At 69.9% G+C, this 24,792-nt stretch carries 19 protein-coding genes; 10 read left to right on the top strand and 9 right to left on the bottom strand.

The annotated features are described in order from the left end of the window. The first annotated feature begins 671 nt into the window (after positions 1–671). From ligA to GGR66_RS07130, 7 genes are all read left to right on the top strand, one after another. On the top strand, positions 672–3,188 hold the full coding sequence (gene ligA, locus GGR66_RS07100; RefSeq protein WP_184447772.1) for an NAD-dependent DNA ligase LigA: 2,517 nt from the start codon (positions 672–674) through the stop codon (positions 3,186–3,188). Further along, entirely contained in the window at positions 3,185–3,673 is a 489-nt protein-coding gene (locus GGR66_RS07105; RefSeq protein WP_184447773.1) for a GNAT family N-acetyltransferase, read from the top strand. The genes ligA and GGR66_RS07105 overlap by 4 nt, the downstream gene beginning before the upstream one ends. Then, a complete protein-coding gene (gene epmA, locus GGR66_RS07110) occupies positions 3,673–4,623 on the top strand; it encodes an EF-P lysine aminoacylase EpmA (RefSeq protein WP_184447774.1) in 951 nt (316 codons plus the stop codon). The genes GGR66_RS07105 and epmA overlap by 1 nt, the downstream gene beginning before the upstream one ends. A 199-nt stretch (positions 4,624–4,822) precedes the next feature. Further along, the gene (locus GGR66_RS07115; RefSeq protein ID WP_160967957.1) at positions 4,823–5,467 is read left to right on the top strand and encodes a DUF3011 domain-containing protein; all 645 of its coding nucleotides are present in this window, start codon (positions 4,823–4,825) and stop codon (positions 5,465–5,467) included. 66 nt (positions 5,468–5,533) lie between these two features. Then, positions 5,534–6,598 carry an S-methyl-5-thioribose-1-phosphate isomerase gene (mtnA, locus tag GGR66_RS07120; protein WP_184447775.1) on the top strand — a complete coding sequence of 355 codons (1,065 nt, stop codon included), beginning with the start codon at positions 5,534–5,536 and terminating at the stop codon, positions 6,596–6,598. A 211-nt stretch (positions 6,599–6,809) separates the two neighbouring features. Then, entirely contained in the window at positions 6,810–9,626 is a 2,817-nt protein-coding gene (gene gyrA / locus GGR66_RS07125; protein ID WP_184447776.1) for a DNA gyrase subunit A, read from the top strand. 356 nt (positions 9,627–9,982) lie between these two features. Then, positions 9,983–12,412: a membrane-bound PQQ-dependent dehydrogenase, glucose/quinate/shikimate family gene (locus tag GGR66_RS07130; RefSeq protein WP_184447777.1), complete on the top strand. Its 2,430-nt coding sequence runs from the start codon at positions 9,983–9,985 to the stop codon at positions 12,410–12,412. Between the two features lie 321 nt (positions 12,413–12,733). Here GGR66_RS07130 and GGR66_RS07135 read toward each other — a convergent pair whose 3' ends face one another. Beyond that, entirely contained in the window at positions 12,734–13,588 is an 855-nt protein-coding gene (locus tag GGR66_RS07135; RefSeq protein ID WP_184447778.1) for a hypothetical protein, read from the bottom strand. A gap of 158 nt (positions 13,589–13,746) precedes the next feature. On the opposite strand from GGR66_RS07135, the gene GGR66_RS07140 reads away from it, so the two are divergent. From GGR66_RS07140 to GGR66_RS07150, 3 genes are all read left to right on the top strand, one after another. After that, positions 13,747–14,163: a hypothetical protein gene (locus GGR66_RS07140; protein WP_184447779.1), complete on the top strand. Its 417-nt coding sequence runs from the start codon at positions 13,747–13,749 to the stop codon at positions 14,161–14,163. A gap of 161 nt (positions 14,164–14,324) precedes the next feature. After that, the gene (locus tag GGR66_RS07145) at positions 14,325–15,023 is read left to right on the top strand and encodes an SGNH/GDSL hydrolase family protein (RefSeq protein WP_184447780.1); all 699 of its coding nucleotides are present in this window, start codon (positions 14,325–14,327) and stop codon (positions 15,021–15,023) included. A gap of 162 nt (positions 15,024–15,185) precedes the next feature. Then, on the top strand, positions 15,186–15,665 hold the full coding sequence (locus GGR66_RS07150; RefSeq protein WP_255421606.1) for a GNAT family N-acetyltransferase: 480 nt from the start codon (positions 15,186–15,188) through the stop codon (positions 15,663–15,665). A 60-nt stretch (positions 15,666–15,725) separates the two neighbouring features. On the opposite strand, the gene GGR66_RS07155 is transcribed toward GGR66_RS07150, so the two are convergent. From GGR66_RS07155 to hutI, 8 genes are all read right to left on the bottom strand, one after another. Continuing rightward, positions 15,726–16,352 carry a TetR/AcrR family transcriptional regulator gene (locus tag GGR66_RS07155; RefSeq protein WP_184447781.1) on the bottom strand — a complete coding sequence of 209 codons (627 nt, stop codon included), beginning with the start codon at positions 16,350–16,352 and terminating at the stop codon, positions 15,726–15,728. Then, positions 16,352–16,609 carry an acyl-CoA-binding protein gene (locus tag GGR66_RS07160; protein ID WP_010342548.1) on the bottom strand — a complete coding sequence of 86 codons (258 nt, stop codon included), beginning with the start codon at positions 16,607–16,609 and terminating at the stop codon, positions 16,352–16,354. Before GGR66_RS07160 ends, GGR66_RS07155 begins: the two co-directional genes overlap by 1 nt. 105 nt (positions 16,610–16,714) lie before the next feature. After that, a complete protein-coding gene (locus GGR66_RS07165; protein ID WP_184447782.1) occupies positions 16,715–17,539 on the bottom strand; it encodes a hypothetical protein in 825 nt (274 codons plus the stop codon). 145 nt (positions 17,540–17,684) lie between these two features. Then, a complete protein-coding gene (locus GGR66_RS07170; RefSeq protein ID WP_184447783.1) occupies positions 17,685–19,121 on the bottom strand; it encodes a serine hydrolase domain-containing protein in 1,437 nt (478 codons plus the stop codon). 189 nt (positions 19,122–19,310) lie between these two features. Then, entirely contained in the window at positions 19,311–20,978 is a 1,668-nt protein-coding gene (gene hutU, locus GGR66_RS07175) for a urocanate hydratase (protein WP_184447784.1), read from the bottom strand. 50 nt (positions 20,979–21,028) lie between these two features. Next, complete coding sequence (gene hutG / locus GGR66_RS07180; protein WP_184447785.1) at positions 21,029–21,892, bottom strand: N-formylglutamate deformylase; 864 nt, start codon at positions 21,890–21,892, stop codon at positions 21,029–21,031. A gap of 108 nt (positions 21,893–22,000) precedes the next feature. After that, entirely contained in the window at positions 22,001–23,539 is a 1,539-nt protein-coding gene (hutH, locus tag GGR66_RS07185) for a histidine ammonia-lyase (protein WP_184447786.1), read from the bottom strand. Further along, positions 23,536–24,738, bottom strand: coding sequence for an imidazolonepropionase (hutI, locus tag GGR66_RS07190; RefSeq protein ID WP_184448089.1), 1,203 nt, complete (start codon positions 24,736–24,738; stop codon positions 23,536–23,538). Before hutI ends, hutH begins: the two co-directional genes overlap by 4 nt. Between the last annotated feature and the right edge of the window lie 54 nt (positions 24,739–24,792).

Consider the following 24,792-nt stretch of genomic DNA (forward strand, 5'->3'; position numbering starts at 1 on the left):
GGGGATTCGGGATTTGGGATTCGGATTGGCTTGGAGGCTGGAATTGAGGAATCGGGATTGGGGATGGGCAAGAGCCGGGTGCTGACGTCGATGGCGCTCCGCGCCCCGTACCCTCACCCCAACCCCTCTCCCGATGGGAGAGGGGCTTTGGCCTCTCCCTTCTCCCGTCGGGAGAAGGTGCCCCGAAGGGGCGGATGAGGGTCCGGGCGAAGCCTCGCGTTGCCAGATCGGTGCGGGCGCTGCGCGCTCCGTACCCTCACCCCAACCCCTCTCCCGGGGGGAGAGGGGCTTTGGGCTCTCCCTTCTCCCCTCGGGAGAAGGTGCCCCGCAGGGGCGGATGAGGGTGCGGGCGAAGCCTCGCGTTGCCAGATCGGTGCGGGCGCTGCGCGCTCCGTACCCTCACCCCAACCCTTCTCCCGGGGGGAGAGGGGCTTTGGCCTCTCCCTTCTCCCGTCGGGAGAAGGTGCCCCGCAGGGGCGGATGAGGGTCCGGGCGAAGCCTCGCGTTGCCAGATCGGCGCGGGTACTGCGTTGCTCCGTACCCTCAGCCCAACCCCTTCCGGAGAGAGGGGCTCATCTACGTCGGCTTTTGCGAATCCCCAATCCCCAATCCCCAATCCCAGCCTTCAAGCTACTATCGCCCCCTCTCCGTTACCCGCATTTCCGCTGCGCATGACCGCAACTCCCGATCCCCAGCAGCGTGCCGCCGAGTTGCGCCAGCGCATCGACGACGCCAACCACCGCTACTACGTGCTCGACGACGCCGCGATCCCCGATGCCGAGTACGACGCGCTGATGCGCGAGCTGGAAGCGCTGGAAGCCGCGCACCCTGAGCTGGCCAGCGCGGACTCGCCGACACGCAAGGTCGGTGCGCGGCCGGACGGTGGCTTCCCGGAGGTGCGCCACGCGATCCCGATGCTGTCGCTGGCCAATGCCTTCGAAACCCCGGGCGTGGCCGAGGACGCCGACGACCGCACGCGCTTCGCCGAAGTCGCCGATTTCGAGCGCCGCATCGAGCGCGAACTGGAACTGGCCGCGCCGGTGTTCTCGGTCGAGCCGAAGCTCGACGGCCTGGCGATCAGCCTGCGCTACGAGGATGGCGTGTTCGTGCAGGGTGCCACCCGCGGCGACGGCAGCACCGGCGAGGACGTCACCGCCAACCTGCGCCAGGTGCGCTCGGTACCGCTGAAGTTGCGCGACCTCGGCACGCCGCCGCCGGCGGTGCTGGAGGTGCGTGGCGAGATCTACATGCCGCGCGCCGCGTTCGCCGCGTGGAATGCGCAGGCGCTGGAGCGCAACGAGAAGCTGTTGGCCAATCCGCGCAATGGCGCGGCGGGGTCGCTGCGTCAGCTCGATCCGGCGGTCACCCGACGCCGGCCGCTGGCGTTCTTCGCCTACTCGGTGGGCGAGGTGCGTGGCCTGGAGCTGCCCGAAACCCATTCGCAGACGCTGCAACTGCTGCGCGACTACGGCTTCCCGGTGGCGCCGGAGGCGGACACCGCCACCGGCTTCGATGGCCTGATCGCCTATTTCCGCCGCATCGGCGCCGCCCGCGACAGCCTGCCGTACGACATCGACGGCGTGGTCTACAAGCTCGACGACTACGACCAGCAACAGGCGATGGGCTTCGTCTCGCGCGCACCGCGCTGGGCGTTGGCGCACAAGTTCCCGGCGCAGGAACAATCCACCGTGCTGCGCGCGATCGAGGTGCAGATCGGCCGCACCGGCGCGGTCACCCCGGTGGCGCGGCTGGAGCCGGTGCAGGTCGCCGGCGTCACCGTCACCAATGCCACCTTGCACAACGCCGACCAGATCGCGCGGCTGGACGTGCGCGAGGGCGATACGGTGATCGTGCGCCGCGCCGGCGACGTGATCCCGGAAGTGGTGCGGGTGATCGAGGAGCGGCGTCCGCCCGGCACCGTGCCGTGGACGATGCCGGCAGCGTGCCCGGTGTGCGGCTCGGAACTGGTCAAGGAAGAGGACGCGGTGGCCTGGCGCTGCAGCGGCGGCCTGGCCTGCGCCGCGCAGCGAAAGGAAGCCTTGCGGCACTTCGCCTCGCGCCGCGCGCTGGACATCGAAGGCCTGGGCGAGCGCCAGGCCGACGCGCTGGTCGAGTTCGGCTTCGTGCAGTCGCTGGCCGATCTGTACGCGCTGAGCGTGGAGGACCTGGTGCGGATGAAGGCCGCGCTGGACGCGGCCACCGCCGCCGATCTGCTGCAGGCGCTGGAGGACAGCAAGGGCGCACTGGCGCTGGACGCGGCCGGCCGCGCGGCGCTGGAGGACGAGGCCACACCGTGGCGACGCGCCGACTTCCTGCGCACGCACCTGGCGGTGGATCTGAGCGGCAAGCTGGCGACGAAATGGGCCGAGAACCTGGTGGCCGGCATCGACGCCAGCCGCGCCACGACGCTACCGCGCTTCCTGTTCGCACTGGGCATTCCGCACCTGGGCGAGACCACGGCCAAGGCGCTGGCCTACTGGCTGGGCTCGCTGGCGTTCGTGCGCAGCACCCCGGCGGTACTGCTGCAGGCGCTGCCGGACATCGGCGGCGAGGTGGCGCGCTCGATCGCGACGTTCTTCGAGCAGCCCGGCAACGCCGCGGTGGTCGATGCCTTGATCGCGGCAGGCATCGGCTTCTCCGACGAGGGCAAGCCGCCGGCGGAACTGCGCGAGCGCCTGGATCTGGCGCACCTGCTCGGCACGCTGCCGGTGGACAAGCTCGGCGGCAAGAGCGCGCAGCGGCTGGCCGCCACCTACGGCACCCTGGATGCCCTGTTGCGCGCCAACGAAAGCGGCTGGACCGGGGCGGGCCTGTCCACGGCCGGCGCCGCCAACCTGGCCGCGTACCTGGCCGACCCGGCGCAGAAGCAGGCCTTGCTGGAGGCCGAGGCGGCGATGCAGCGCCTGCTCGACGCCGCACCGGCACAGACGCAACGCCGCGCCGGCCCGCTGGACGGGCAGACCGTGGTGCTGACCGGCACGCTGACCGCGCTGACCCGCGACGAGGCCAAGGCGCAACTGGAGGCGCTGGGCGCCAAGGTCGCCGGCAGCGTGTCGAAGAAGACCGCGTTCGTGGTCGCCGGCGAGGCCGCCGGCTCCAAGCTCGACAAGGCGCAGGAACTGGGCGTGGCGGTGTGGGACGAGGCGCAGCTGCTGGCGTTCCTGCAATCGCCGGGGCAGGGCGCATGAGTGCGTTTGGCCCGGCGCAGGAGGAACTGCGCTGGCGCACCGCCGGCGTGGCCGACCAGCCGGCCTTGCTGGCGATGCTGCAGGCGTTCTACGCCGAGGACGGCATCGCCTTCGATGCCGAGCGGGTGACGCGCGGCCTGCAGGCGCTGCTCACGCAGCCGGCGCTGGGCGAGGCGCTGCTGTGGCTGGCGCCGGACGGCACGGTGGTCGGCTATGCGCTGATCACCGCTTGTTTCAGTGTCGAACTGGGCGGGCGCTATCTGCTGCTCGACGAGTTGTACCTGGGCCCGGACGCGCGCGGCCGCGGCTGGGGTCGGCGCGCCGCGGTGGCGCTGGTCGAGGCGCGCGCCCGCGCGCTGGGCGCGGACGTGCTGCGGATGGAGGTCAACCACCACAACGCCGCCGCCAAGCGCCTGTACCTGGGCCTGGGCTACCGCGACGACGCGCGCGACCAACTGAGCCGCCGGCTCGACACGGCGCACTGATGGACCTGCTGTCCGCGCTGCAGTTGCGCGCCCGGCTCAATGCCGCCATCCGCGCCTTCTTCGCCGCGCGCGGCGTGTTGGAAGTGGAGACGCCGATGCTGTCGGCGGCCGGCAACACCGAGCCGAACATCGACAGCTTCCAGACTCGCTTCAGCGGCCACGTCGATGCCGGTCCGGCGTTGCGCTGGCTGCGCACCTCGCCCGAGTACCCGCTGAAGCGGCTGCTCGCCGCCGGCATCGGCGACTGCTACGAACTGGGGCGGGTGTTCCGCAACGGCGAGGCCGGCGGCCGCCACAATCCCGAGTTCACCATGCTCGAGTGGTACCGGGTGGGCTGGGATCACCGGCAGCTGATCGACGAAACCGTGGAGCTGGTGCGCACCGCGTTGGCCCTGGTCGGGCGCAGTGCCACGCTGCAGGTGCTCAGCTACCGCGACCTGTTCCTGCAGGGGCTGGAGCTGGATCCGTTCACTGCGCCCCTGGAGGCGCTGCAGCAGCCATTGCGCGATATCCGCATCGACGCCGACGGCCTTGGCCGCGACGACTGGCTGGACCTGCTGATGACCCACCGCCTGCAGCCTGCGTTCCCGGCCGATCGCCTCACCGTGGTTCACGACTGGCCGGCCAGCCAGTGCGCGCTGGCGCGCATCCGCGACGGCGATCCGCCGGTGGCCGAGCGCTTCGAGTTGTACCTGGGCGGCTACGAGCTGGCCAACGGTTACCACGAACTCAACGACGCCGCCGAGCAGCGCCGCCGCTTCCTGCGCGACCATGCGCTGCGCCAGGCGCGTGGTGCGGTGCTGCCGCCGCTGGACGAACGCCTGCTGCAGGCGCTGCCGGCGCTGCCCGATTGCGCCGGCGTGGCGGTCGGCGTGGACCGGCTGCTGATGGCGATGCGCGGCACCGCGCAGATCGGCGACGTGCTCGCCTACGATTTCGCGCATGCCTGAACCGGTCTTCATGAACGGCTTCGATACGTTGTTGCGCTGTCCACATCGATGATGGTTTGATCGGGCACGGCATGCGCTCACGGCGCGCCAGCAGGTCTTCGTTGTTCAGGTTCTAGGCATAGGGGCAGAGCCAAGCATGAAGTGGGCGTACGGGCTCGGTGGCTGGTGTTGGCTGGGATTGGCGGCAAGCGTGTGGCCGATGCCGTCGCCGGCGCAGAACGCCGATGCGTACGACGCTGCGGTGGTGCGCTGCGAATCGCGCGACATGACCTGGGTGCATTGCCCGATGCCCACCGAGCAGGGCGTGCAACTGGTGCGACAACTGTCCGACAACGACTGCATCCGCGGCAGCGAGTGGGGCTCCGACGCCACCGGCGTGTGGGTGACTCTGGGTTGCCGCGCCGAATTCCGTCCAAATCCTGGGGAGACGCCGCGCAGCGCCATGCGCCGCGTGTTGCGTTGCGAGTCCGACGGACGCCTGGAGAGCTGCCCGGTGATGCTGCGTGGGGCGCCGGTGCGCCTGATGCGGCAGCTGTCGTCGGTGCCGTGTCGCGAGGAGCGCAGCTGGGGCGTGCGCCGCAACGAGATCTGGGTCGCGCGCGGCTGTCGCGGCGAGTTCGAGATCGGCGCCGCCGACGGCTCCGGCTTCCCCGCCGGTCCGCGGCCGGTGCTGTGCGAATCCAAGGGCAAGGCGCGGCGCCGCTGCGGGGTCAGCGTGCAGGACCGTGTCGAACTGCGTCGGCAACTGTCCGGCGCCGCCTGCGTGCAGGACGACAGCTGGGGCTGGGACCGCGACGGCATCTGGGTCGACAAGGGCTGCCGCGCCGAGTTCAGCGTCAACTGAGCGCCCTGGCGCTGCGGCGCCGCGCTCGGTCCTCAATCCGCAATCGCCGGCGTTTACAATGGCGCGATGAACGCCGCCCTCGATATCGATTACGCCCGCTACGACCATATCCGCCCGATCCTGTGGACCGGCGATGCGCTGGAACTGCTGGACCAGCGCAAGCTGCCGTTCGCGGTGGAACACGTGCGCTGCAGTGACAGCGACCAGGTCGCCGCGGCGATCCACGCCCTGGCCGTGCGCGGCGCGCCCGCGATCGGCATCGCCGCCGGCTGGGGCACGGTGCTGGCGGCGCGCGAGGTGCAGGCCGAGAACGGTGCCGAGGCGCTGCTGAAACTGGAGCCAGCCCTGCAGCGGCTCAATGCCGCGCGGCCGACCGCGGTCAACCTGGCCTGGGCGCTGGCGCGCATGCGCAGCGTGCTGGGCGCAGCCGGCAGCGACTGGCGCTTGGTGCTGGAGCGCGAAGCGCAGGCGATCGCCGAAGAGGATCTGGCCGCCAACCGGCACATGGGCGCGCTCGGCGCCGGCCTGATCGCCGCCGGCAGCGGCGTGCTGACCCACTGCAACACCGGTTCGCTGGCCACTGCCGGCTTCGGCACCGCACTGGGCGTGATCCGCGCCGGCGTCGCCCAGCAGCGCATCGCCAAGGTGTTCGCCGGCGAGACCCGGCCTTGGCTGCAAGGCGCGCGGTTGACCGTGTGGGAACTGCAGCAAGACGGCATCGACGCGACCCTGATCGCCGATTCGGCGGCCTCGCACCTGATGAAGACCGGGGCGGTGCAGTGGGTGATCGTCGGCGCCGACCGCATCTGCGCCAACGGCGACACCGCCAACAAGATCGGCACCTACCAGCTGGCGATCGCCGCGCGCCACCATGGCGTCAAGTTCATGGTGGTGGCGCCGTCGTCCACCGTGGACATGGACACCGCCGACGGCGCGCAGATCGAGATCGAGCAGCGCGATCCGGGCGAACTGTTCGGCGTGGGCGGCACCCGCACCGTGGCCGACGGCATCGCCGCCTGGAACCCGGTGTTCGACGTGACACCGGCCGCGCTGATCGATGCCATCGTCACCGAGCGCGGGGTGATCGAGCAGCCGGACCCGGCACGCATGCGCGCGGCCTTCGGCGGCTGACGTCGGGAGCAGCGCCACAGCGCCCGGCAAACGCGGCCGATGGCGCGCAAGTGCTTGTTCGGGCCGGCAAAAACCGGGCAATCGGGCGCCCGTCATGCTAGAATCCGGCGGTTCGATCGACCGCCGTGCGCCCTAGGCGTGCGGCCGCGGCGGGCCTGCCTGTCGCGGGCCGGCGTCGTGGTCGATCCGCCACCAGACTTACGGAACCCGAATGGCAGAATCCGCCAAGGAAATCATCCAGGTCAACCTGGAAGACGAGATGCGCAAGAGCTACCTCGATTACGCCATGAGCGTGATCGTGGGGCGTGCCCTCCCGGATGCGCGCGACGGCCTCAAGCCGGTGCATCGCCGCGTGTTGTTCGCGATGAACGAGTTGGGCGCGCACAGCAACAAGCCCTACTACAAGTCGGCGCGTATCGTCGGCGACGTCATCGGTAAGTACCACCCGCACGGCGATCAGTCGGTGTACGACACCCTGGTGCGCATGGCGCAGCCGTTCTCGCTGCGCTACCTGATGGTGGACGGGCAGGGTAACTTCGGTTCGGTCGACGGCGACTCCGCTGCGGCGATGCGTTACACCGAGGCGCGCATGTCGCGGCTCGCGCACGAGATGATGGCCGACATCGACAAGGAAACCGTCGATTTCCAGCCCAACTACGACGAGAAGGAACAGGAACCGTCGGTGATGCCGACGCGCTTTCCGAGCCTGCTGGTCAACGGCTCGGCCGGCATCGCGGTGGGCATGGCCACCAACATCCCGCCGCACAATCTGACCGAGTCGATCAACGCCTGCCTGGCACTGATCGACAATCCGCAGATCGACGTCGACGGGTTGATGGAACACATCCCCGGTCCGGATTTCCCGACCGCCGGCATCATCAACGGCACCACCGGCATCGTCGCCGGCTACCGCACCGGCCGCGGCCGCGTGCGCATGCGTGCCAAGGCCGAGATCGAGATCCAGGACAACGGCCGCGAAGCGATCGTGGTCACCGAGATCCCGTACCAGGTCAACAAGGCGCGGCTGATCGAGAAGATCGCCGAGCTGGTCAAGGAAAAGAAGCTCGAAGGCATCAGCGAGCTGCGCGACGAGTCCGACAAGGACGGCATGCGCATCTACATCGAGGTCAAGCGCGGCGAAGCCGCCGACGTGGTGCTGAACAACCTGTACCAGCAGACCCAGATGGAGTCGGTGTTCGGCATCAACATGGTGGCGCTGGTCGACGGCCGCCCGCAGTTGATGAACCTCAAGCAGATGCTGGAGGCCTTCGTCCGCCACCGCCGCGAAGTGGTCACCCGCCGCACCATCTTCGAACTGCGCAAGGCGCGCGCCCGCGCGCACATCCTGGAAGGCCTGACCGTCGCGCTCGCCAACATCGACGAGATGATCGAGCTGATCAAGACCTCGGCGAACCCGAACGAAGCGCGCGAGCGCATGCTGGCCAAGACCTGGCAACCGGGCCTGGTCGGCGCGCTGCTCGGCGCGGCCGGCGCCGAGGCCTCGCGTCCGGAAGACCTGCCCAGCGGTGTCGGCCTGGTCAACGGCGGCTACCAGTTGACCGAGGTGCAGGCCACGCAGATCCTGGAAATGCGCCTGCACCGCCTGACCGGCCTGGAGCAGGAGCGCCTGACCGAGGAATACAAGCAACTGCTGGAGGCGATCGCGGGGCTGATCCGCATCCTGGAAAACCCGGACGTGCTGCTGCAGGTGATCCGCGAGGAACTGGTCAACATCCGCGAGGAATACGGCGATGCGCGCCGTACCGAGATCCGCCACAGCGAGGAGGATCTGGACATCCTCGACCTGATCGCGCCGGAAGACGTGGTAGTGACCCTGTCGCATGCCGGCTACGCCAAGCGCCAGCCGGTCAGCGCCTACCGCGCGCAGCGTCGCGGCGGCCGCGGCCGCAGCGCGGCGGCGACCAAGGAAGAGGATTTCATCGACCAGCTGTGGCTGGTCAACACCCATGACACGCTGCTGACCTTCACCAGCAGCGGCAAGGTGTTCTGGCTGCCGGTGCACCAGTTGCCCGAAGCCGGGCCGAACGCGCGCGGCCGTCCGATCGTCAACTGGATTCCGCTGGAGAACGGCGAGCGCGTGCAGGCGGTGTTGCCGGTGCGCGAGTATGCCGAAGGCCGCTACGTGTTCTTCGCCACCCGCAACGGCATGGTCAAGAAGACCCCGTTGAGCGAGTTCGCGTTCCAGCGCAAGATCGGCAAGATCGCGATCAACCTGGACGAGGGCGACGCGCTGGTCGGCGTGGCGCTCACCGACGGCGAGCGCGACGTGCTGCTGTTCGCCTCCAACGGCAAGACCGTGCGTTTCTCCGAGCGGCCCAAGGACGACGAGGCCGATGATGCGGTCATCGACGAGGCCGGTGCCGACGAGGTCGCCGTGGCCGACGACGAGGCGGCGGGCGAGGAGGGCGACGAGACCCGGGGCGCGCGGCGCAAGAGCCGCGGCGGGGTCAAGCCGACCGGGCGCAGCAGCCGCGGCGTGCGCGGCATCCGCCTGGCCAAGAGCGAGTACGTGGTCAGCCTGATCGTGGCCGAGCCGGCCGTGGGCCAGGACGAGGATGCCGAGGATGTCGACGCCGCGGCGGACACCGAGGTCGATGCCGAGGCGCGCAATGGCGACGAGGCCGATGCCTACATCCTCACCGCGACCGAGAACGGCTACGGCAAGCGCACCCCGCTGGTCGAGTATCCGCGCAAGGGCCGTGGCACCCAGGGCGTGATCGGCATCCAGACCAGCGAGCGCAACGGCAAGCTGGTCGGCGCGGTGCTGCTGAGCACCCGCGACGAAGTGCTGCTGATCTCCGACGGCGGCACGCTGGTGCGGACCCGCGCTTCGGAAATCTCCCGCGTCGGCCGCAACACCCAGGGCGTGACCCTGATCCGCCTGTCCAAGGGCGAGAAGCTGCAGGCGGTCGAACGCCTGGATGGCTCGCTGGTCGAGGAAGACGTGCTGCCGGGCGAGGACGGCGTCGCCGAAGGCGCTGGCGAGGCGGCACCGCCGCAGGAGTGATCTGCGCCTGAGCGAACGACGACGCCGGCCTCGCGCCGGCGTCGTCGTTTTGGGGGGCGGTCAGCAAGAGGCGGGCGACGTGCTGCGAGTCCATGCAAGCGACGCCATGACCGCCGCCTGTGCGTCCGCTACGACACCGAATGCGCCCATGCCGGCAGGCAGTGGTCGCCTTCGACGGCACATGCCGCGTGACGCCCAGGTCGTCGCGGGGTCACGAAGACCGCAACGTTGCGTGTCAGTGTGTGTCGTCGAGAAACGCATCACGTTCACTGGCTGCTTGGGATAAGGATGCGCGGCGCACATGCGCCGCTGCCACGGCGGATGTTCCGCGTGGCCGTGTCCTGCAAGGAGTGGCAATGAATGCATTCGAACAAACGCAGCGTCGCGGCGGCTGGCCGCTGCGCCTGCTCGGCGGCGCCTGCGCGCTGATCGGCGTGGTGCTGGCGGCCGGTGGCGCCTGGCTGCTGGCGCTGGGCGGTTCCTGGTACTACCTGGTCGCTGGCCTCGGCCTGGCGATCTCCGGCGTGCAGCTGTGGCGCGCGCGGCGCAATGGCGCGTTGTGGTTCGCCGCGACCTTCCTGCTGTCGCTGCTGTGGGCGGCATGGGAATCGGGCGCCGATTACTGGCGCTGGGTGCCGCGCATGGGCCTGATGGTATTCCTGGCCTTGCTGCTGGCGCTGCTGCTGCCGCGGCTGGAGCGGCCGTTCTCGCGCACGCTGTCGCGCACGCTCGCCGCCGTGCTGGCGCTGGTGTTCGTCGGCGCGTTCGCGCTGGCGTTCCTGCCGTACGGGGTGACCGAGGCCGATGGCGCATTGGCGCATGCGGCCGGCATGGCCGCGGCGCTCAGGACCCCGCGTGCCGGCGTACAGCCGGCCGATGCGCCCGCCGATGCCGACTGGGCCGCCTACGGCCGCGACAACGCCGGCAGTCGCTATACGCCGCTGCACCAGATCACGCCCGGCAACGTGGCGCAACTGCGCACCGCCTGGACCTTCCGCACCGGCGACCTGCCGGACAAGCGCTGGGGCGCGGAGACCACGCCGCTGAAGATCGGCGACAGCCTGTACCTGTGCAGCGCACGCAACCAGCTGATCGCGCTGGATGCGCGCAGCGGCCGCGAACGCTGGCGCTACGATCCCAAGGTGGCCGACAAGGCGATCCCGTACACCGCCGCCTGCCGTGGCGTCAGCTACTACGCGGTGCCCGACGCCGAGGCCTCGACATCGACCGCGTGCCGCCATCGCATCATCGAAGGCACCCTGGACGGGCGCCTGATCGCCGTCGATGCCGCCGACGGCAAGCCGTGCGAGGACTTCGGCCAGCATGGCCAGGTCGACATCACCGTCGGCATGGGCTCCACGCCGCCCGGCTATGTCTCGATCAATTCGCCGCCGACCATCGTGCGCGGCGTGGTCGTCACCGGCCACCAGGTGCTGGACGGACAGAAGCGCTACGAACCCTCCGGCGTGATCCAGGGTTTCGACGCGGTGACCGGCGCGCTGCGCTGGGCCTGGGACATGACCCATCCGGACTGGACCGGCGCGCCACCGCCGGGGCAGACCTGGACCCGCGGCACCCCGAACATGTGGACCAGCGCCGCTGGCGACGAACAGCTCGGCTACGTGTACCTGCCGATGGGCAACTCCTCGGCCGACTACTGGAGCAGTTCGCGGACCCCGCAAGAGGATCGCTACGCGACCTCGCTGGTCGCGCTGGACGTCACCACCGGCAAGCCGGTGTGGAATTTCCAGACCACCCACATCGACGTGTGGGACTACGACCTGGGCTCGCAACCGACCCTGCTGGATTTCCCGCACGACGGCACGACCGTGCCGGCGGTGCTGCTGCCGAGCAAGCAGGGCGAGCTGTACGTGCTCGACCGGCGCACCGGCAAACCGCTGGTCGGAGTCGAGGAACGTCCGGTCCCGGGCGGCGGCGTAGAGCCGCAGCGCCGCGCCAAGACCCAGCCGTTCTCGCTGTACCACTCGCTGCGCAAGCGCGACCTGACCGAGCGCGACATGTGGGGCATGACCCCGATCGATCAGCTGGTTTGCCGCATCCAGTTCCGCAGCGCCAGCTACAAGGGCATCTACACGCCGCCGGAAGCCGATCGTCATTCGATCGAGTACCCAGGCTACAACGGCGGCTCGGACTGGGGCAGCGTGGCGGTGGATCCGCAGCGCGGGGTGATCGTCGCCAACTACAACGACATGCCCAACTACAACCGCCTGGTACCGCGGGCCAAGGCCGACAAGCTGGGCTGGGCGCCGCGCGACCAGGTGCGCGGCGACAGCGGCGGTGCGGAGGGCGCAGGCGATCCGCAGGCGGGCACGCCGTATGCGATCAACGTCAACGCCGGCTGGCGCCTGCCGTTCACCGGGCTGCTGTGCAAGCAGCCGCCCTACGGTGGCATCCGCGCGATCGACCTGGCCAGCGGCAAGACCCTGTGGGACCGTCCGTTCGGCAGTGCGCGGGGCAACGGCCCGTTCGGCATCCACTCCGGCTTGCCGATCGAGATCGGCACGCCCAACAACGGCGGTGCCGTGGTCAGCGCCAGCGGCCTGATCTTCATCGCCGCGGCCACCGACGACATGATCCGCGCGATCGACCTGGCCAGCGGCAAGACCCTGTGGCAGGCCAAGCTGCCGGCCGGCGGCCAGGCCACGCCGATGGTGTACGCAGTCGACGGCCGCGAGTACCTGGTCATCGTCGCGGCCGGCCACCACTTCATGGAGACCAAGCGTGGCGACTACGTGATCGCCTACGCACTGCCGGCAGCGTCGTGATGATCGCCGCCGCTGCGAGGTCGCGATGCGGCTTCGCGGCGGCGGGACGTGGCGGACGCGGGGCGGGCGTATTCGGACGCCCAGCATGCCGCGCAGCGAGCAGCGTTGCGTCGCGATTCGTCCGCGCGAGGCATATTGCGATTCGCAACCTGCAGGTAGGAGCGGCTTCAGCCGCGACAAGCGTTCCCGGGAGCGCCCGTCGCGGCTGAAGCCGCTCCTACGGACGCGACTGTGCGAGCGGCGCATCGCAACCGTAGAAGCAGCGCAGCAGCAGACGTCTGCCCGCGCCCATGTCACGCCTTCCACGCGCCGAGGCGGTGCTTACTCCAACTGGTCGCGCGCGAACGCCGCGTCCAGCGCTTCCATCGCATCGCGCGGCTTGAGTTTGGCCGCCTTCTCGAACGCCGCGGCGGCGGCGTCCTCGCGCTTGTGGCCGTACAGCAACAGCAGCACGTTGGCGTGTTCGACGTGGGCGATCGGTGCGTCCGGCACCAGCTTCAGCGCCTGCTGGATGTGCTGTTCCGCGGTGGCCGCCTTCGCTCCGTAGGTCAGGCCGCCGATCATCGCCCCGACCTTGCCGATGATCTCGGCGTGGTACAGGGCCAGCGCCATGTGCGCCTCGGCATGCTTGGGTTCCAGTTCTAGCGCTGCTTCCAGCGACGCGCGCACCTTGCTGGCGATGCCCTGCTTGAGCGCCTTGACGATGCTCAGGCCCTGGCTGTACCGGCCCAGCGCGAAGGCGTGGCGGTAGTGGCTGTTGGCCTCGTCCGGCAGCGCGGCGATCGCCGCTTCGGCCAGCGTCGCGGCCTGTTGCAACCGCTGCAATTGCTCTTTTTCGTCGTCGACCAGATAGCCGGCGTGGATGCCGATCGCCTTGACCGCGACCGAGGCGCCGAACACGCCCAACGCCTTGCCCGCCTCGTAGGCCTGCTGGAACTGCCCGTGGTGGAAGGCCCGCCAGGCCTCGATCAGCGCCGCCGACAGCGTCTGCGCGTCGCGGCCCTTGCCGGCCTTGCCGGCGGCGTCCAGCAGCGCCTGCGCGCGCGCCGGGTCCGGGTAGGGTTCGCAGTCGCCGGCGTGCAGCTTGGGCCAGGCCTTCTTCAACGCATCGCCGGCGTAGGCGTAGGCCTTGGCGTCGTACGGAAACGGCGCCCACGCGCCCGATCTTGCTGCCATGCGAATCTCCCTGTCTGCGCCGGCAACGGCGTCCGCGCCGAGCATGGCGCTGCGGCGGGCGCGTGGCAAGGGCGGTGGCGGATAGTGTGTTTGCTCAAGCCGCCGGCGCCAGCATGGCGCACATCGGGGCCACTGCCGGCCCAGTTGGAGATCGTGCGATGGCGACCAAGAAGCGTTCCACCTCCGCGTTGCGGCCGGACCGGCTGAACCCGCGGCACCTGTGGCTGGCTGGGCTGGGCGTGGTCGCGCTGACCCGCAAGCGCGCGCTGGCCGCCGCGGCCGATGCCGCGCAGGGCGCGGCGACCCTGAAGGCGCTGGCCACGCAACTGGCCGACGAGGCCGAGAGCAGCGTGCGCGAGGGCGCCGCCGCGTTGCGCGGCCAGGTGCAGCCGTTGAGCGCCGAGGTCGAGGCGCGCCTGCAGCCGGTGCTGGTCAAGCTGGGGTTGCAGGCCGCGCCGCACGCTACCTCGCGCAAACGTGCGGCCGCGCCCAAACCCGCCAAGCCTGCCGCCAAAAAGCGCGTGGCCGCGCGGCGGTCGCGAAGCGCCAGCAAGCGCAGCGCAGGGGCGCGATAGCCCGAGCACGGGCGTCGCCGGAATGGTGTCAGCGTGACTGCCGCCGTGTTGCAGCGGCATACGCGGCGCTTTGCATGGGGATCTTGCCTTAGGCCGTTGCATGCGATTCGGGGGATCGGTTGCACGCTCGCCAAAACAGTTCTCATTGATCACAATAAGGAATGAAAACGATTCTGTTGCTGAGCTGCCTGGTGGCCGCTCCTTTCGTCGCCCATGCCGCCACCTCGGCGGATAGCGGGACGTGTCTTGGCGCCGTCAAGCACGAACTCAGACTGGCCTGGCCGCAGAATCACACGATCAATATCGTGACCTTCGGGCACAGCGTGCCAGCTGGATACTTCGTCGTCCCGGCGGTGCACAGCAAGGATGCGTATCCGCAACGTATCGCCGATGCGTTGGAGCAGCTTTACCCAACGGCGGTCATCAACGTGATCACCTCGGCGGTGGGGGGCGAGAATTCCAGTCAGGGGCTAAGCCGGTTCGTCGCAGAGGGCCTGGGACATCTGCCGAGAGTGATCACGATCGATTATGGGCTCAACGATCGCAATTTGACTGTCGCGCAGTCGCGCTCCAACCTCGCCGCGATGATCCGTGAGGCACGTGCGGCGAATGCATGCGTGGTGCTGATGACGCCGAGTATTGATCTGAAGGGCGATCCGCCGGCGGCCAAGTCGACCTTGCTCGAACAGGTCGACATGATCCGCAAGCTCGCGAAGACAGAAGGTGTCTCGTTGGTCGATTCCTACGCGGCCTTTGCGGCCTACCAGGGGAATCGGCAAGACCTGATGGCGCAGTCGAATCATCCGAATGCAAAGGGGCATCAGCTCATCGCCGATAAGGTGGTCGAGCTGTTGAAGTAGTTTTCGTCGAGCCGGCGCTGCAACCGCAACGCTGCAGGAGACCTGCGCTCAGTTGCGCTGGGCGTCCATCAGCATGACTCGGTGTGCGCGTCCGGATGCGCGCAGGGCCGGCTGCGCTCGGGCATACTCGCCGGCCACGACCCGATCCGAGACGCCCACAGCATGCAGATCCGTCCCGCGACACTCGACGATGCCGAGGCGATGGTCGCCGTGCAGAACGCGATCTTCGCGGTCGGCCTGCGCAAGGCGCCGACCGACCTGGCGACGGTGCGCGCGACCTACCTGCAGCATCCCGATCGCCTGCAGTGCGTGCTTGCCGAAGACGCCGAGGGACGCGTCCTCGGTTTCCAGTCGCTGCGGATCGCGCGGCCCGGCAATGCCTACGACGTCGCCGAGGGCTGGGGCATCATCGGCACCCACGTCGATCCGCGTGGCGCCCGCCGCGGCGTCGGCAGTGCGCTGTTCCGCGCCACCTGCGCGGCGGCGCGTGGCGCCGGGCTGACCCGCATCGACGCCAGCATCGCTGCCGACAACGCGCTCGGCCAGGCGTACTACGAGGCCATCGGCTTTCGCACCTATCGCACGCCGCCGGGTTTGGTGTGCAAGGTCTACCAGCTCGACGGCGACATCGCTAACGGCTGATCGTCGTCGCGCCCCCGCGCTCCCGCGCCCCCGCGCGCTGAGGCGCTGGGCGGGGGGGCCTCAATCCAGATAGGCGTCCATCAGCGCGGCCAGGTGCGCGCGTTCGGCCTCGCGCAGGAACGGCGCGATCAGCCGCATCACCTGCACGATGCCGTGGCGGATCGCCACTTGCTCGTCCTTTTCGCCGCGTGCGGCCGCGTAGTTGAGCCAGAACGTGGCCACCACCAGCGCGTTGGTGGCCACGCCCGCCAGTTCCTGGGCGCTGGCGCGCATCGCCCCGGTCTGCGCCAACCCCTGGAACACCGCCTGCACGCTGGCGTCGGCGCGGCGCAGGATGCGCGCGAAGCGCAGGCGCAGGCGCCGGCTGCGGCTGAGGATCTCGACCAGATCGCGGTACAGGAAGCGGTAGTCCCAGATGCACTCGAACACCAGGTGCAACTGCAGCCAGATGTCCTCCAGCCCGGGCAGGCGCGCACTCGGCAGCGCCAGCGCCACGTCCATGCGCTCCTCGTAGCGCGCGAACAGGTGCTCGATGATGTCGTCCTTGTTGCGGAAGTGGTAGTACAGGTTGCCGGGGCTGATCTCCAGCTCGTCGGCGATGTGGTTGGTGGTGACGTGCGGCTCGCCCTGCGCGTTGAACATCGCCAGGGCGGTCTCGAGGATGCGCCGCCGGGTGTCGCGGGCCATCAGGCCAGCAGCTTCTTCACCAGGTCCACGTACTTCTTCTGCGCGTCGGCCTGCGGCATGCCCTTGAGCTTGGCCCAGGCCTCGTACTTGGCGGTGCCGACGAAGTCGAAGAAGCCGGGCTTGGCGCCGCTCACGTCGCCCTCCGAGCCTTGCTTGTACAGCGCGTAGAGCCGCAACAGGGTGTCGTTGTCGGGACGCTCCGCGCGTTGCTTGATGTCCTGGACCGCTTTCTCGAAGGCTGCCTTGCTGTCCGCCATGATCCCGCTCCGCCCTGACCGGCAGGCATCACAGCACGGGCGACCGGCCGGGTCAACGCGGTCCGAGGCTGTCCGCGCCTGCGGCGGCCGGCGCGGACGCTGGGGTCACAGCATCGACAATGCGTCGAGCTGCCGGGTGTCGGCGATGCGTTCGTGCGCGTGCGCGGCCTGTTCGTGCGCCGCCTGCGCCTGCCGCGCCAGCGAGGCCTTGGCCGCGATCGAGCGGATCGCATCGGTCACTTCGGCCAGCGGCACCTGGCTGCCGAGCCGCTGAAAGGTGTCGCGGCTGTTGTAGCCGGAGCCGTCGCGCAGGTACTGCTCGTACATGGTCAGCAGTTCGGTGCAGGCCGCGGTCAGGGTTTCCATGTTGTTGCGGGCCAGGGCGTGGCCGACCTGGTCGAGGTTGTGCAGGCAGTCGGACAGCCAGTGCAGGTCGTAGCGCGCGCTGGCCGGCTCCGGCCCGTTGTGGCCGCGGCTGTAGGCGCTGTAGCGGCGGATGCTGCGCGCCACGCGGGCGACGTGGGCGAGCAGGGTGCCGACCTCGTCGGCGATGTCGATTTGCGCCAGAGCGATGGTCGACGGCGGGGTAGCCGGCGCCGGCATCGGCGCTGGTGCCGCCTTCGACGCTGCCGCCGGAGATGCCGTGGCAGGTGCGGCAGTGGCGGACGCGGCCGCCGCGGGCGCCGCCTCGTATTCGAGGGTCGCGCGCAGGCGCTCGTGGTCCTGGCGCAGCGTTTCCAGTTCCTGCGCGCTGGCGGCGGCCTGCGCTTTCAGCTGGCTCAGCGCCGCCTGATACCGCGCGATGGTCTCCTTCGCAGTCGCGTCGCGTCGATAGGCATGCCCCAGACGCTGGAACAAGCCATGCGCGAACGCTGTGGCAACGGCAGCCCACAGCGCCACGGCAGGAGTGAGGTAGATCAGGATGCCCATGCAGGCTCCTTGAAACGATGCATCCCTTGTCGGCGTGTTTCCGCCGAACTTGAGGGTCTATCGTTCGAGGGGTGACGCAGTTCCGGTTTGAGGTGACAGCCACCGTCCGACGCCCCGGGCAGGTGGCGCGTGGGCTGTCGCGACGCTAGGGAGCGGGCTTGGACAGCGCCTTCGACTTGGCGTAAAGCGCCTTGGCGATCTCCGCATCGCCCAGTGCTGCGTGACATTCGGCCAGGCTGTCCCAGACGTTGGCCGAGTCCGGAAACAGCACGGTGTTGAGGGTGAATACCCTCAGCGCCCTGGCAGCGCCGAGGCTCTCGCGGATGGCGTAGCCGCTGGCGTTGATCGCGCGCTCCTGTTCGCTGGCAGGGACGCCATTGCCGTCGTGCAGCCACGCGCGCATGGCATCCGTCGCGCCGGCGCCATCGTCCAGCGCATAGGCGATCAAGCGCTCGGAGAGCAGCGCATGCGGGAATTCCTTCGGGGCGGCCTGCGCCATCGTGCTGTCCACCAGCGTGCTGGACCAGACATTGCGGGCGCTGCCGTTGGTGAAATACACGAAGATCCAGTAGCCATTGCGCAGGCTGCCTTTGTAGGCCAGCCGCGCCCGCACGCGGGTGCCGCCATCGTGGCCGACCTGGGTGTAGCCATCGCTGCGCGTGGTATCCCAACCGGTGGAGAAGAAGTTGCTGCCGCCACCGGCCAGCGTCTGCGGCTGCCACAGTCGTTCCAGCGTCGCCGTGGGCACCAGCCTGCCTGTGGCCAAGGCCTGCAGGAAGCGGTTCATGTCGCCGACGCTGGTCTGCAGATCGGCGTGGCCCCAGCCGTAGTTCGGCCAGGGGTCTTCATCGGCCGGCTGCAGCGCGCCGTCCTTGCCGAGATACGGCACCGCCGCGCGATCCGGCGGGACGCTGGCCCGGCCCCACGACGTACTGCGCATCTGTAGCGGCCGCAGGATGCGTTCGCGCGCGATGGCGGGGTAGGGCTTGCGGTAGTGCGCTTCCAGCAGGGCGGTCAGCACCAGGTAGTTGGCCTGGGTGTACTGCACCCGGCTGCCGGTGGCGAACTGCATCGGTGCCGCGCCGGCCACCTTCAGTGCGGCGGCAAGGTCGGGTGCCACGCCGGGGTAGCCCTTGCTCACCCAGCGGTTGTCCACGCGGTCGTAGTACTCGGCGATGCCGGAACTGTGATTGAGGAAATCGCGGACGTGGATCGTCTGCCACGCGGCCGGCAGCTGCGGAACGTAGCGGCTGGCTGGGGCATCCAGATCCACCTTGCCCTGATCCACCAACTGCATCACCAGCGTACTGGTCAACAGCTTGGCCATCGACTGCGCGGTGAAGATGGAATCGACGGTGGCCGGCGCGTGGCTGGCCGGATCGCGTTCGCCACTGGCGCCCTGGTAGAGCACCCGACCGTTGTGCGCGACCAGCACCGCCTGGCCGGCAATACCATAGCGTTCGCGGTTGACCTGCAGTTGCGCGTCCAGTCGCGCGGCAAGGGTGTCCGGGCTATCCCGAGCCGAGGCAGGCATGCTGCCGAGCAAGGTGCAGAGCAGCGTGGCAGCAAGGGCGCGAACCATCGCGGTGATCCATCAGTGGCGATGGCGCATCATGGGTGCCCTGGAAAACAGGGTCAAGCGTCGCGAGGCGCGCCTTGCTCGACTGCGGATCGCAGGCATGCACCTTTGCCTATCGGGCCGGGCGCACCTTGGCGCGACAGAATGCAGGCGGATGCCGGCCAGTGGCCAGCACCCCTCGTCGGCACCCGATCAGCCCAGAATGCCCGGCAGATCCAGTTCCTTCTCCTTCGCGCAGTCCATCGCGATCGGGTAGCCCGCATCGGCATGCCGCATCACCCCCGTGGCCGGGTCGTTCCACAACACCCGGGCGATGCGCTTGGCCGCGGCCTCGGTGCCGTCGCAGACGATGACCATGCCGGCGTGCTGCGAGAAGCCCATGCCGACGCCGCCGCCGTGGTGCAGCGACACCCAGGTGGCGCCGCTGGCGGTGTTGAGCAGGGCGTTGAGCAGCGGCCAGTCGGAGACCGCGTCGGAGCCGTCGGCCATGGCCTCGGTCTCGCGGTTCGGCGAGGCGACGCTGCCGCTGTCCAGGTGGTCGCGGCCGATCACCACCGGCGCCTTCAGTTCGCCGTTGGCGACCATTTCGTTGAACGCCAGTCCCAGGCGGTCGCGATCGCCCAGGCCGACCCAGCAGATGCGCGCCGGCAGGCCCTGGAACTGGATCTTCTCGGCGGCCATGTCCAGCCAGCGGTGCAGGTGCGGGTTGTCCGGGATCAGTTCCTTGACCTTGGCGTCGGTCCTGGCGATGTCCTCCGGGTCGCCGCTCAGCGCGGCCCAGCGGAACGGGCCGATGCCGCGGCAGAACAGCGGACGGATGTAGGCGGGGACGAAGCCGGGGAAATCGAATGCATCGGTGACGCCTTCTTCCAGCGCCATCTGCCGCAGGTTGTTGCCGTAGTCCACGGTCGGCACGCCCAGCGCGTGGAAGGCGAGCATGGCGCGGATGTGGTTGGCCATCGAGTCGCGCGCGGCGGCCTCCACTTCCTTGGGCGCGCTCGCGCGCTTTTCGTCCCACTGCTCGACGCTCCAGCCCTGCGGCAGGTAGCCGTTGACCGGGTCGTGCGCGGAGGTCTGGTCGGTCAGCAGGTCCGGCTTGACGCCACGGACCAGCAGTTCGTCCAGCACGTCGGCGACATTGCCGAGCAGGCCGACCGACAGCGGTTTCTTCGCCGTGCACGATTCTTCGATCAGGCGCAGCGCCTCGTCCAGATTATCGGTCCAGGTGTCCAGATAGCCGGTGCGCAAGCGCATCTCGATGCTGCTCTTGCGGCACTCCACCGCCAGGCACGAGGCGCCGGCCATCACCGCGGCCAGCGGCTGCGCGCCGCCCATGCCGCCGAGACCGCCAGTGAACAGCCACTTGCCGGACAGGTCGCCGCCGTAGTGCTGCCGGCCCATTTCCACGAAGGTTTCGTAGGTGCCCTGGACGATGCCCTGCGCGCCGATGTAGATCCAGCTGCCGGCGGTCATCTGGCCGTACATGGCCAGGCCCTTTTTATCCAGCTCGTTGAAGTGGTCCCAGTTGGCCCAGCGCGGCACCAGGTTGGAGTTGGCGATCAGCACCCGCGGCGCGTCGGCATGGGTGCGGAACACGCCGACCGGCTTGCCCGACTGCACCAGCAGGGTCTGGTCGTCGTCCAGGCGCTTGAGCGTTTCCACGATCGCGTCGAAGGATTCCCAGTCGCGCGCCGCGCGGCCGATGCCGCCGTACACCACCAGTTCCTGCGGGCGCTCGGCCACGTCCGGGTGCAGGTTGTTCATCAGCATGCGCAGCGGCGCTTCGGTCAGCCAGCTCTTGGCGGTGAGCGTGCTGCCGGTGGGGGCGTGGATGCGGCGGGTGGCGTCGAGGCGGGTCATGCGGGAATCCTCAGGTGGATGCGCGGAAGGCGGAACGCGGTGCGCGCGCGTCAGTTGGCGACGCGGCCGGATGCGGCGGGGCTGCGGGCGAAGGCGAGGCAGGCCTGCAGCACGTGCTGCAGCACCGCGTGCAGCGGCGCGGCGTGGTCGGGTTGCCAGGGTGACGGCCAGGTGCTGGGGTCGACCGTGTCCGGCTCGTGCATGTAGCCGCGGCAGGCCAGTTCCATCTGGATCGCGTGCACGCCGTCGGCCGGCGCGCCGTGGTGGCGGGTGCTCCAGCCACCCTTGAAGCGGCCGTTGCGCACATGGCTGAAGCCGCTGTCGGCGCAGACGCGCTCGACCGCATCGGTCAGCGCCGCCGCGCAGCTGCTATCCACCGCACCGGAGGCGCCGGCACTGCCGATATTGAACTGCGGCAGCTCGCCGTCGAACAGGTGCGGAATGCGCGAGCGGATCGAATGCGCGTCGTACACCACGATCGCCGGGTGCCGGGCGTGCAGGCGTGCGATCTCCGCATCCAGCGCGGCGTGGTAGGGCGCGAACCAGCGCGTGCGGCGCGCGTCGATCTCGGTCGCATCCGGCTCGGCGCCGGGCCGGTACAGCGGTTGCGCGTCGAAGGTGGTCAGCGGGCACAGCCCGGTGGTGTTCTGGCCGGGATACAGCGACACCCCGGCCGGGTCGCGGTTGACGTCGATCACCGAGCGCGAGATTGCGGTACGCACGGTGGTCGCGCCGAGTGTCTTGGCGAAGTCGTACAGCAGGTGCACCCACCAGTCGGCATCGCGCTGCGCCAGCCACGGCGAGACGAAGCGCTCGGCCAGCGCCTCCGGCAACTCGGTGCCGGTATGCGGGAAGCTGAGGATCAGCGGCGCATCGCCGCGGTGCACGGTGAGCCAGTCTGGGAGGGATGTCATAGGGCCTCGCGCTTGTGCTGTTTTTGTAGGAGCGGCTTCAGCCGCGACCAAGGATTACCGGGGCAGCCCGGTCGCGGCTGAAGCCGCTCCTACAAGGGTTTCATCGGATCAGGCGCTGGCCTCGGGCAGTTGCATCCCCACCGCCGCGGCCAGCGCGCCGTCGCGCACCAGCGCGGTGGCGGCCAGCATGTCCGGGTGGAAATAGCGGTCGTCCTGCAGCGCCGACACGCGGGCGCGCAGCAGCGCGCGTGCCGCTTCCAGGGCGGCGCTGGAGCGCAGCGGCGCGTGGAAGTCGCAACCCTGCGCGGCCGCCAGCAATTCGATACCGACCACGTTGGCCGCGTTCTCGGCCATCGCCAGCAGGCGCCGCGCGCCGTGCGCGGCCATCGACACGTGGTCTTCCTGGTTGGCCGAGGTCGGGATCGAGTCGACGCTGGCCGGATAGGCGCGCTGCTTGTTCTCCGAGACCAGCGCCGCGGCGGTCACCTGCGGGATCATGAAGCCGGAGTTGAGGCCGGGCTTGGGCGTCAGGAACGCCGGCAGTCCGGACAGCGCCGGGTCCACCAGCATGGCGACGCGGCGCTCGCTGATCGAGCCGATCTCGCACACCGCCAGCGCCAGCATGTCGGCGGCGAAGGCCACCGGCTCGGCGTGGAAGTTGCCACCGGACAGCGCCTCGCCGGTATCGCTGAACACCAGCGGGTTGTCGGAGACGCCGTTGGCCTCGGTGGCCAGGGTGGTGGCGGCCTGGCGCATCACGTCCAGCGCCGCGCCCATCACCTGCGGTTGGCAGCGCAGGCAGTACGGGTCCTGCACGCGCACGTCGTTGTCGCGGTGCGAATCGCGGATCGCCGAGTCGTGCATCAGTTCACGCAGCGCGGCGGCGGTGGCGATCTGCCCGGGCTGGCCGCGCAGCGCATGGATGCGCGGATCGAACGGGGTGTCCGAGCCTTTCGCGGCCTCGGTGGACAGCGCGCCGGCGACCAGCGCGGCATGGAACACGCGCTCGATCTCGAACAGCCCGGCCAGCGCATAGGCGGTGGAGAACTGGGTGCCGTTGAGCAGTGCCAGGCCCTCCTTGGCGCCGAGCGTCAGCGGCTGCAGCCCGGCCTGGGCCAGCGCCTGCGCCGCCGGCAGGCGCGCGTCGCCGACGAAGGCCTCGCCGACGCCGAGCATCACCGTGGCCAGGTGCGCCAGCGGCGCCAGGTCGCCGGAGGCGCCGACCGAGCCCTGGCACGGCACCACCGGGATCACCTCGTGGTGCAGCAGCGCCTCCAGCAGCGCCAGCGTCTGCGGCTGCACGCCGGAGGCGCCCTGGGCCAGGCTGGCCAGCTTCAGCGCCATCATCAGCCGTACCACCGGCACCGGCATCGGCGCGCCGACCCCGGCCGCATGCGACAGCACGATGTTGCACTGCAGGGCCTGCAGGTCTTCGCGCTCGATGCGCACGCTGGCCAGCTTGCCGAAGCCGGTGTTGATGCCGTACACCGGCGCGCCGGTGGCCACGATCGCCTCCACGGTGCGCGCGCTGCGCAGCACCGCGTCGGCGCAGGCCGGGTCCAGGCGCACGCTGGCGCCGCGGTACACGGCGCGCCACTGCGCCAGGCTCACCGCGCCGGGGCGCAGCAGGATCTCGTCGTCGCTCATTGTCCTCTCCAGATACGCGCATGCAGCGGGTTGAAGCCCATGCGATAGACCAATTCGGCCGGTTCGGCGATGTCCCAGATCGCCAGGTCGCAGGCCAGCCCGGCGCGCAGCCGGCCGACCTGGTCCTGGCGCCCGAGCGCACGCGCCGCCTCGCGGGTGAAGCCGGCGATGCACTCGGCCACGGTCAGCCGGAACAGCGTCGCCGCCAGGTTCATCGCCAGCAGCGGGCTGGTCAGCGGCGAGGTGCCGGGGTTGCAGTCGGTGGCCAGCGCGCGCGGCACGCCGGCGGCGCGCAGCGCCGCGATCGGTGGCAGCTGGGTGTCGCGGGTGAAATAGAACGCGCCCGGCAGCAGCACCGCGACAGTGCCGGCGGCAGCCATCGCGGCGACACCGGCGTCGTCCAGGTATTCGACATGGTCGGCCGAGCGCGCGCCGTAGCGTGCGGCCAGTGCTGCGCCGCCCTGGTTGGACAGTTGCTCGGCATGGATCTTCAGCGCCAGGCCGTGGCGCTGCGCGGCCTGGAACACCTGCTCGGTCTGCGCCGGGGTGAACGCCAGATGCTCGCAGAACACGTCCACCGCCTCGGCCAGGCCCTGCGCGGCGACGGCCGGGATCATGCGCTCGCAGACCTCGTCGATGTAGGCCTGCGCCTCGGCCTCGGGCGGCACGGCGTGCGCGCCGAGGAAGGTGGGCGACACCGCCACCGCGCGCAGTTCGCCCAGGCGCCGCACCACGCGCAGCAGGCGCAGTTCGTCCTCCAGGGTCAGGCCGTAGCCGGACTTGATCTCCACCGTGGTCACGCCTTCGGCCAGCAGCGCGTCGAGCCGCGGCAGGCTGGCGGCGAGCAGGGCGTCCTCGTCGGCGGCACGGGTGGCGCGCACCGTGGAGACGATGCCGCCGCCGGCGCGGGCGATGTCGGCGTAGCTGGCGCCGAGCAATCGCTGCTCGAACTCGCCGGCGCGGTTGCCGGCATAGACCAGATGGGTGTGGCAGTCGATCAGGCCGGGGCCGATCCAGCGCCCGCCACAATCGATGCTGCGTTGTGCCGACAGCGGGCCGGGCAATTGCGCGGCGGCGCCGGCGTAGACGATGCGCCCGTCGCGGCAGGCCACCACGCCGTCGTGGACCAGCCCCACTCCGCCGTCCTCGGCGTCCAGCGTCATCAGGTGCGCGTTGTGCCAGAGCGTGTCGCAGGGCATGGTCACGGGCGGGCTCGTCGTTTATTTTGTATATACAATATTGCGGTCGATGGA

This window comes from Xanthomonas sp. 3498 (assembly GCF_014199795.1).
GTDB lineage: Bacteria > Pseudomonadota > Gammaproteobacteria > Xanthomonadales > Xanthomonadaceae > Xanthomonas_A > Xanthomonas_A rydalmerensis.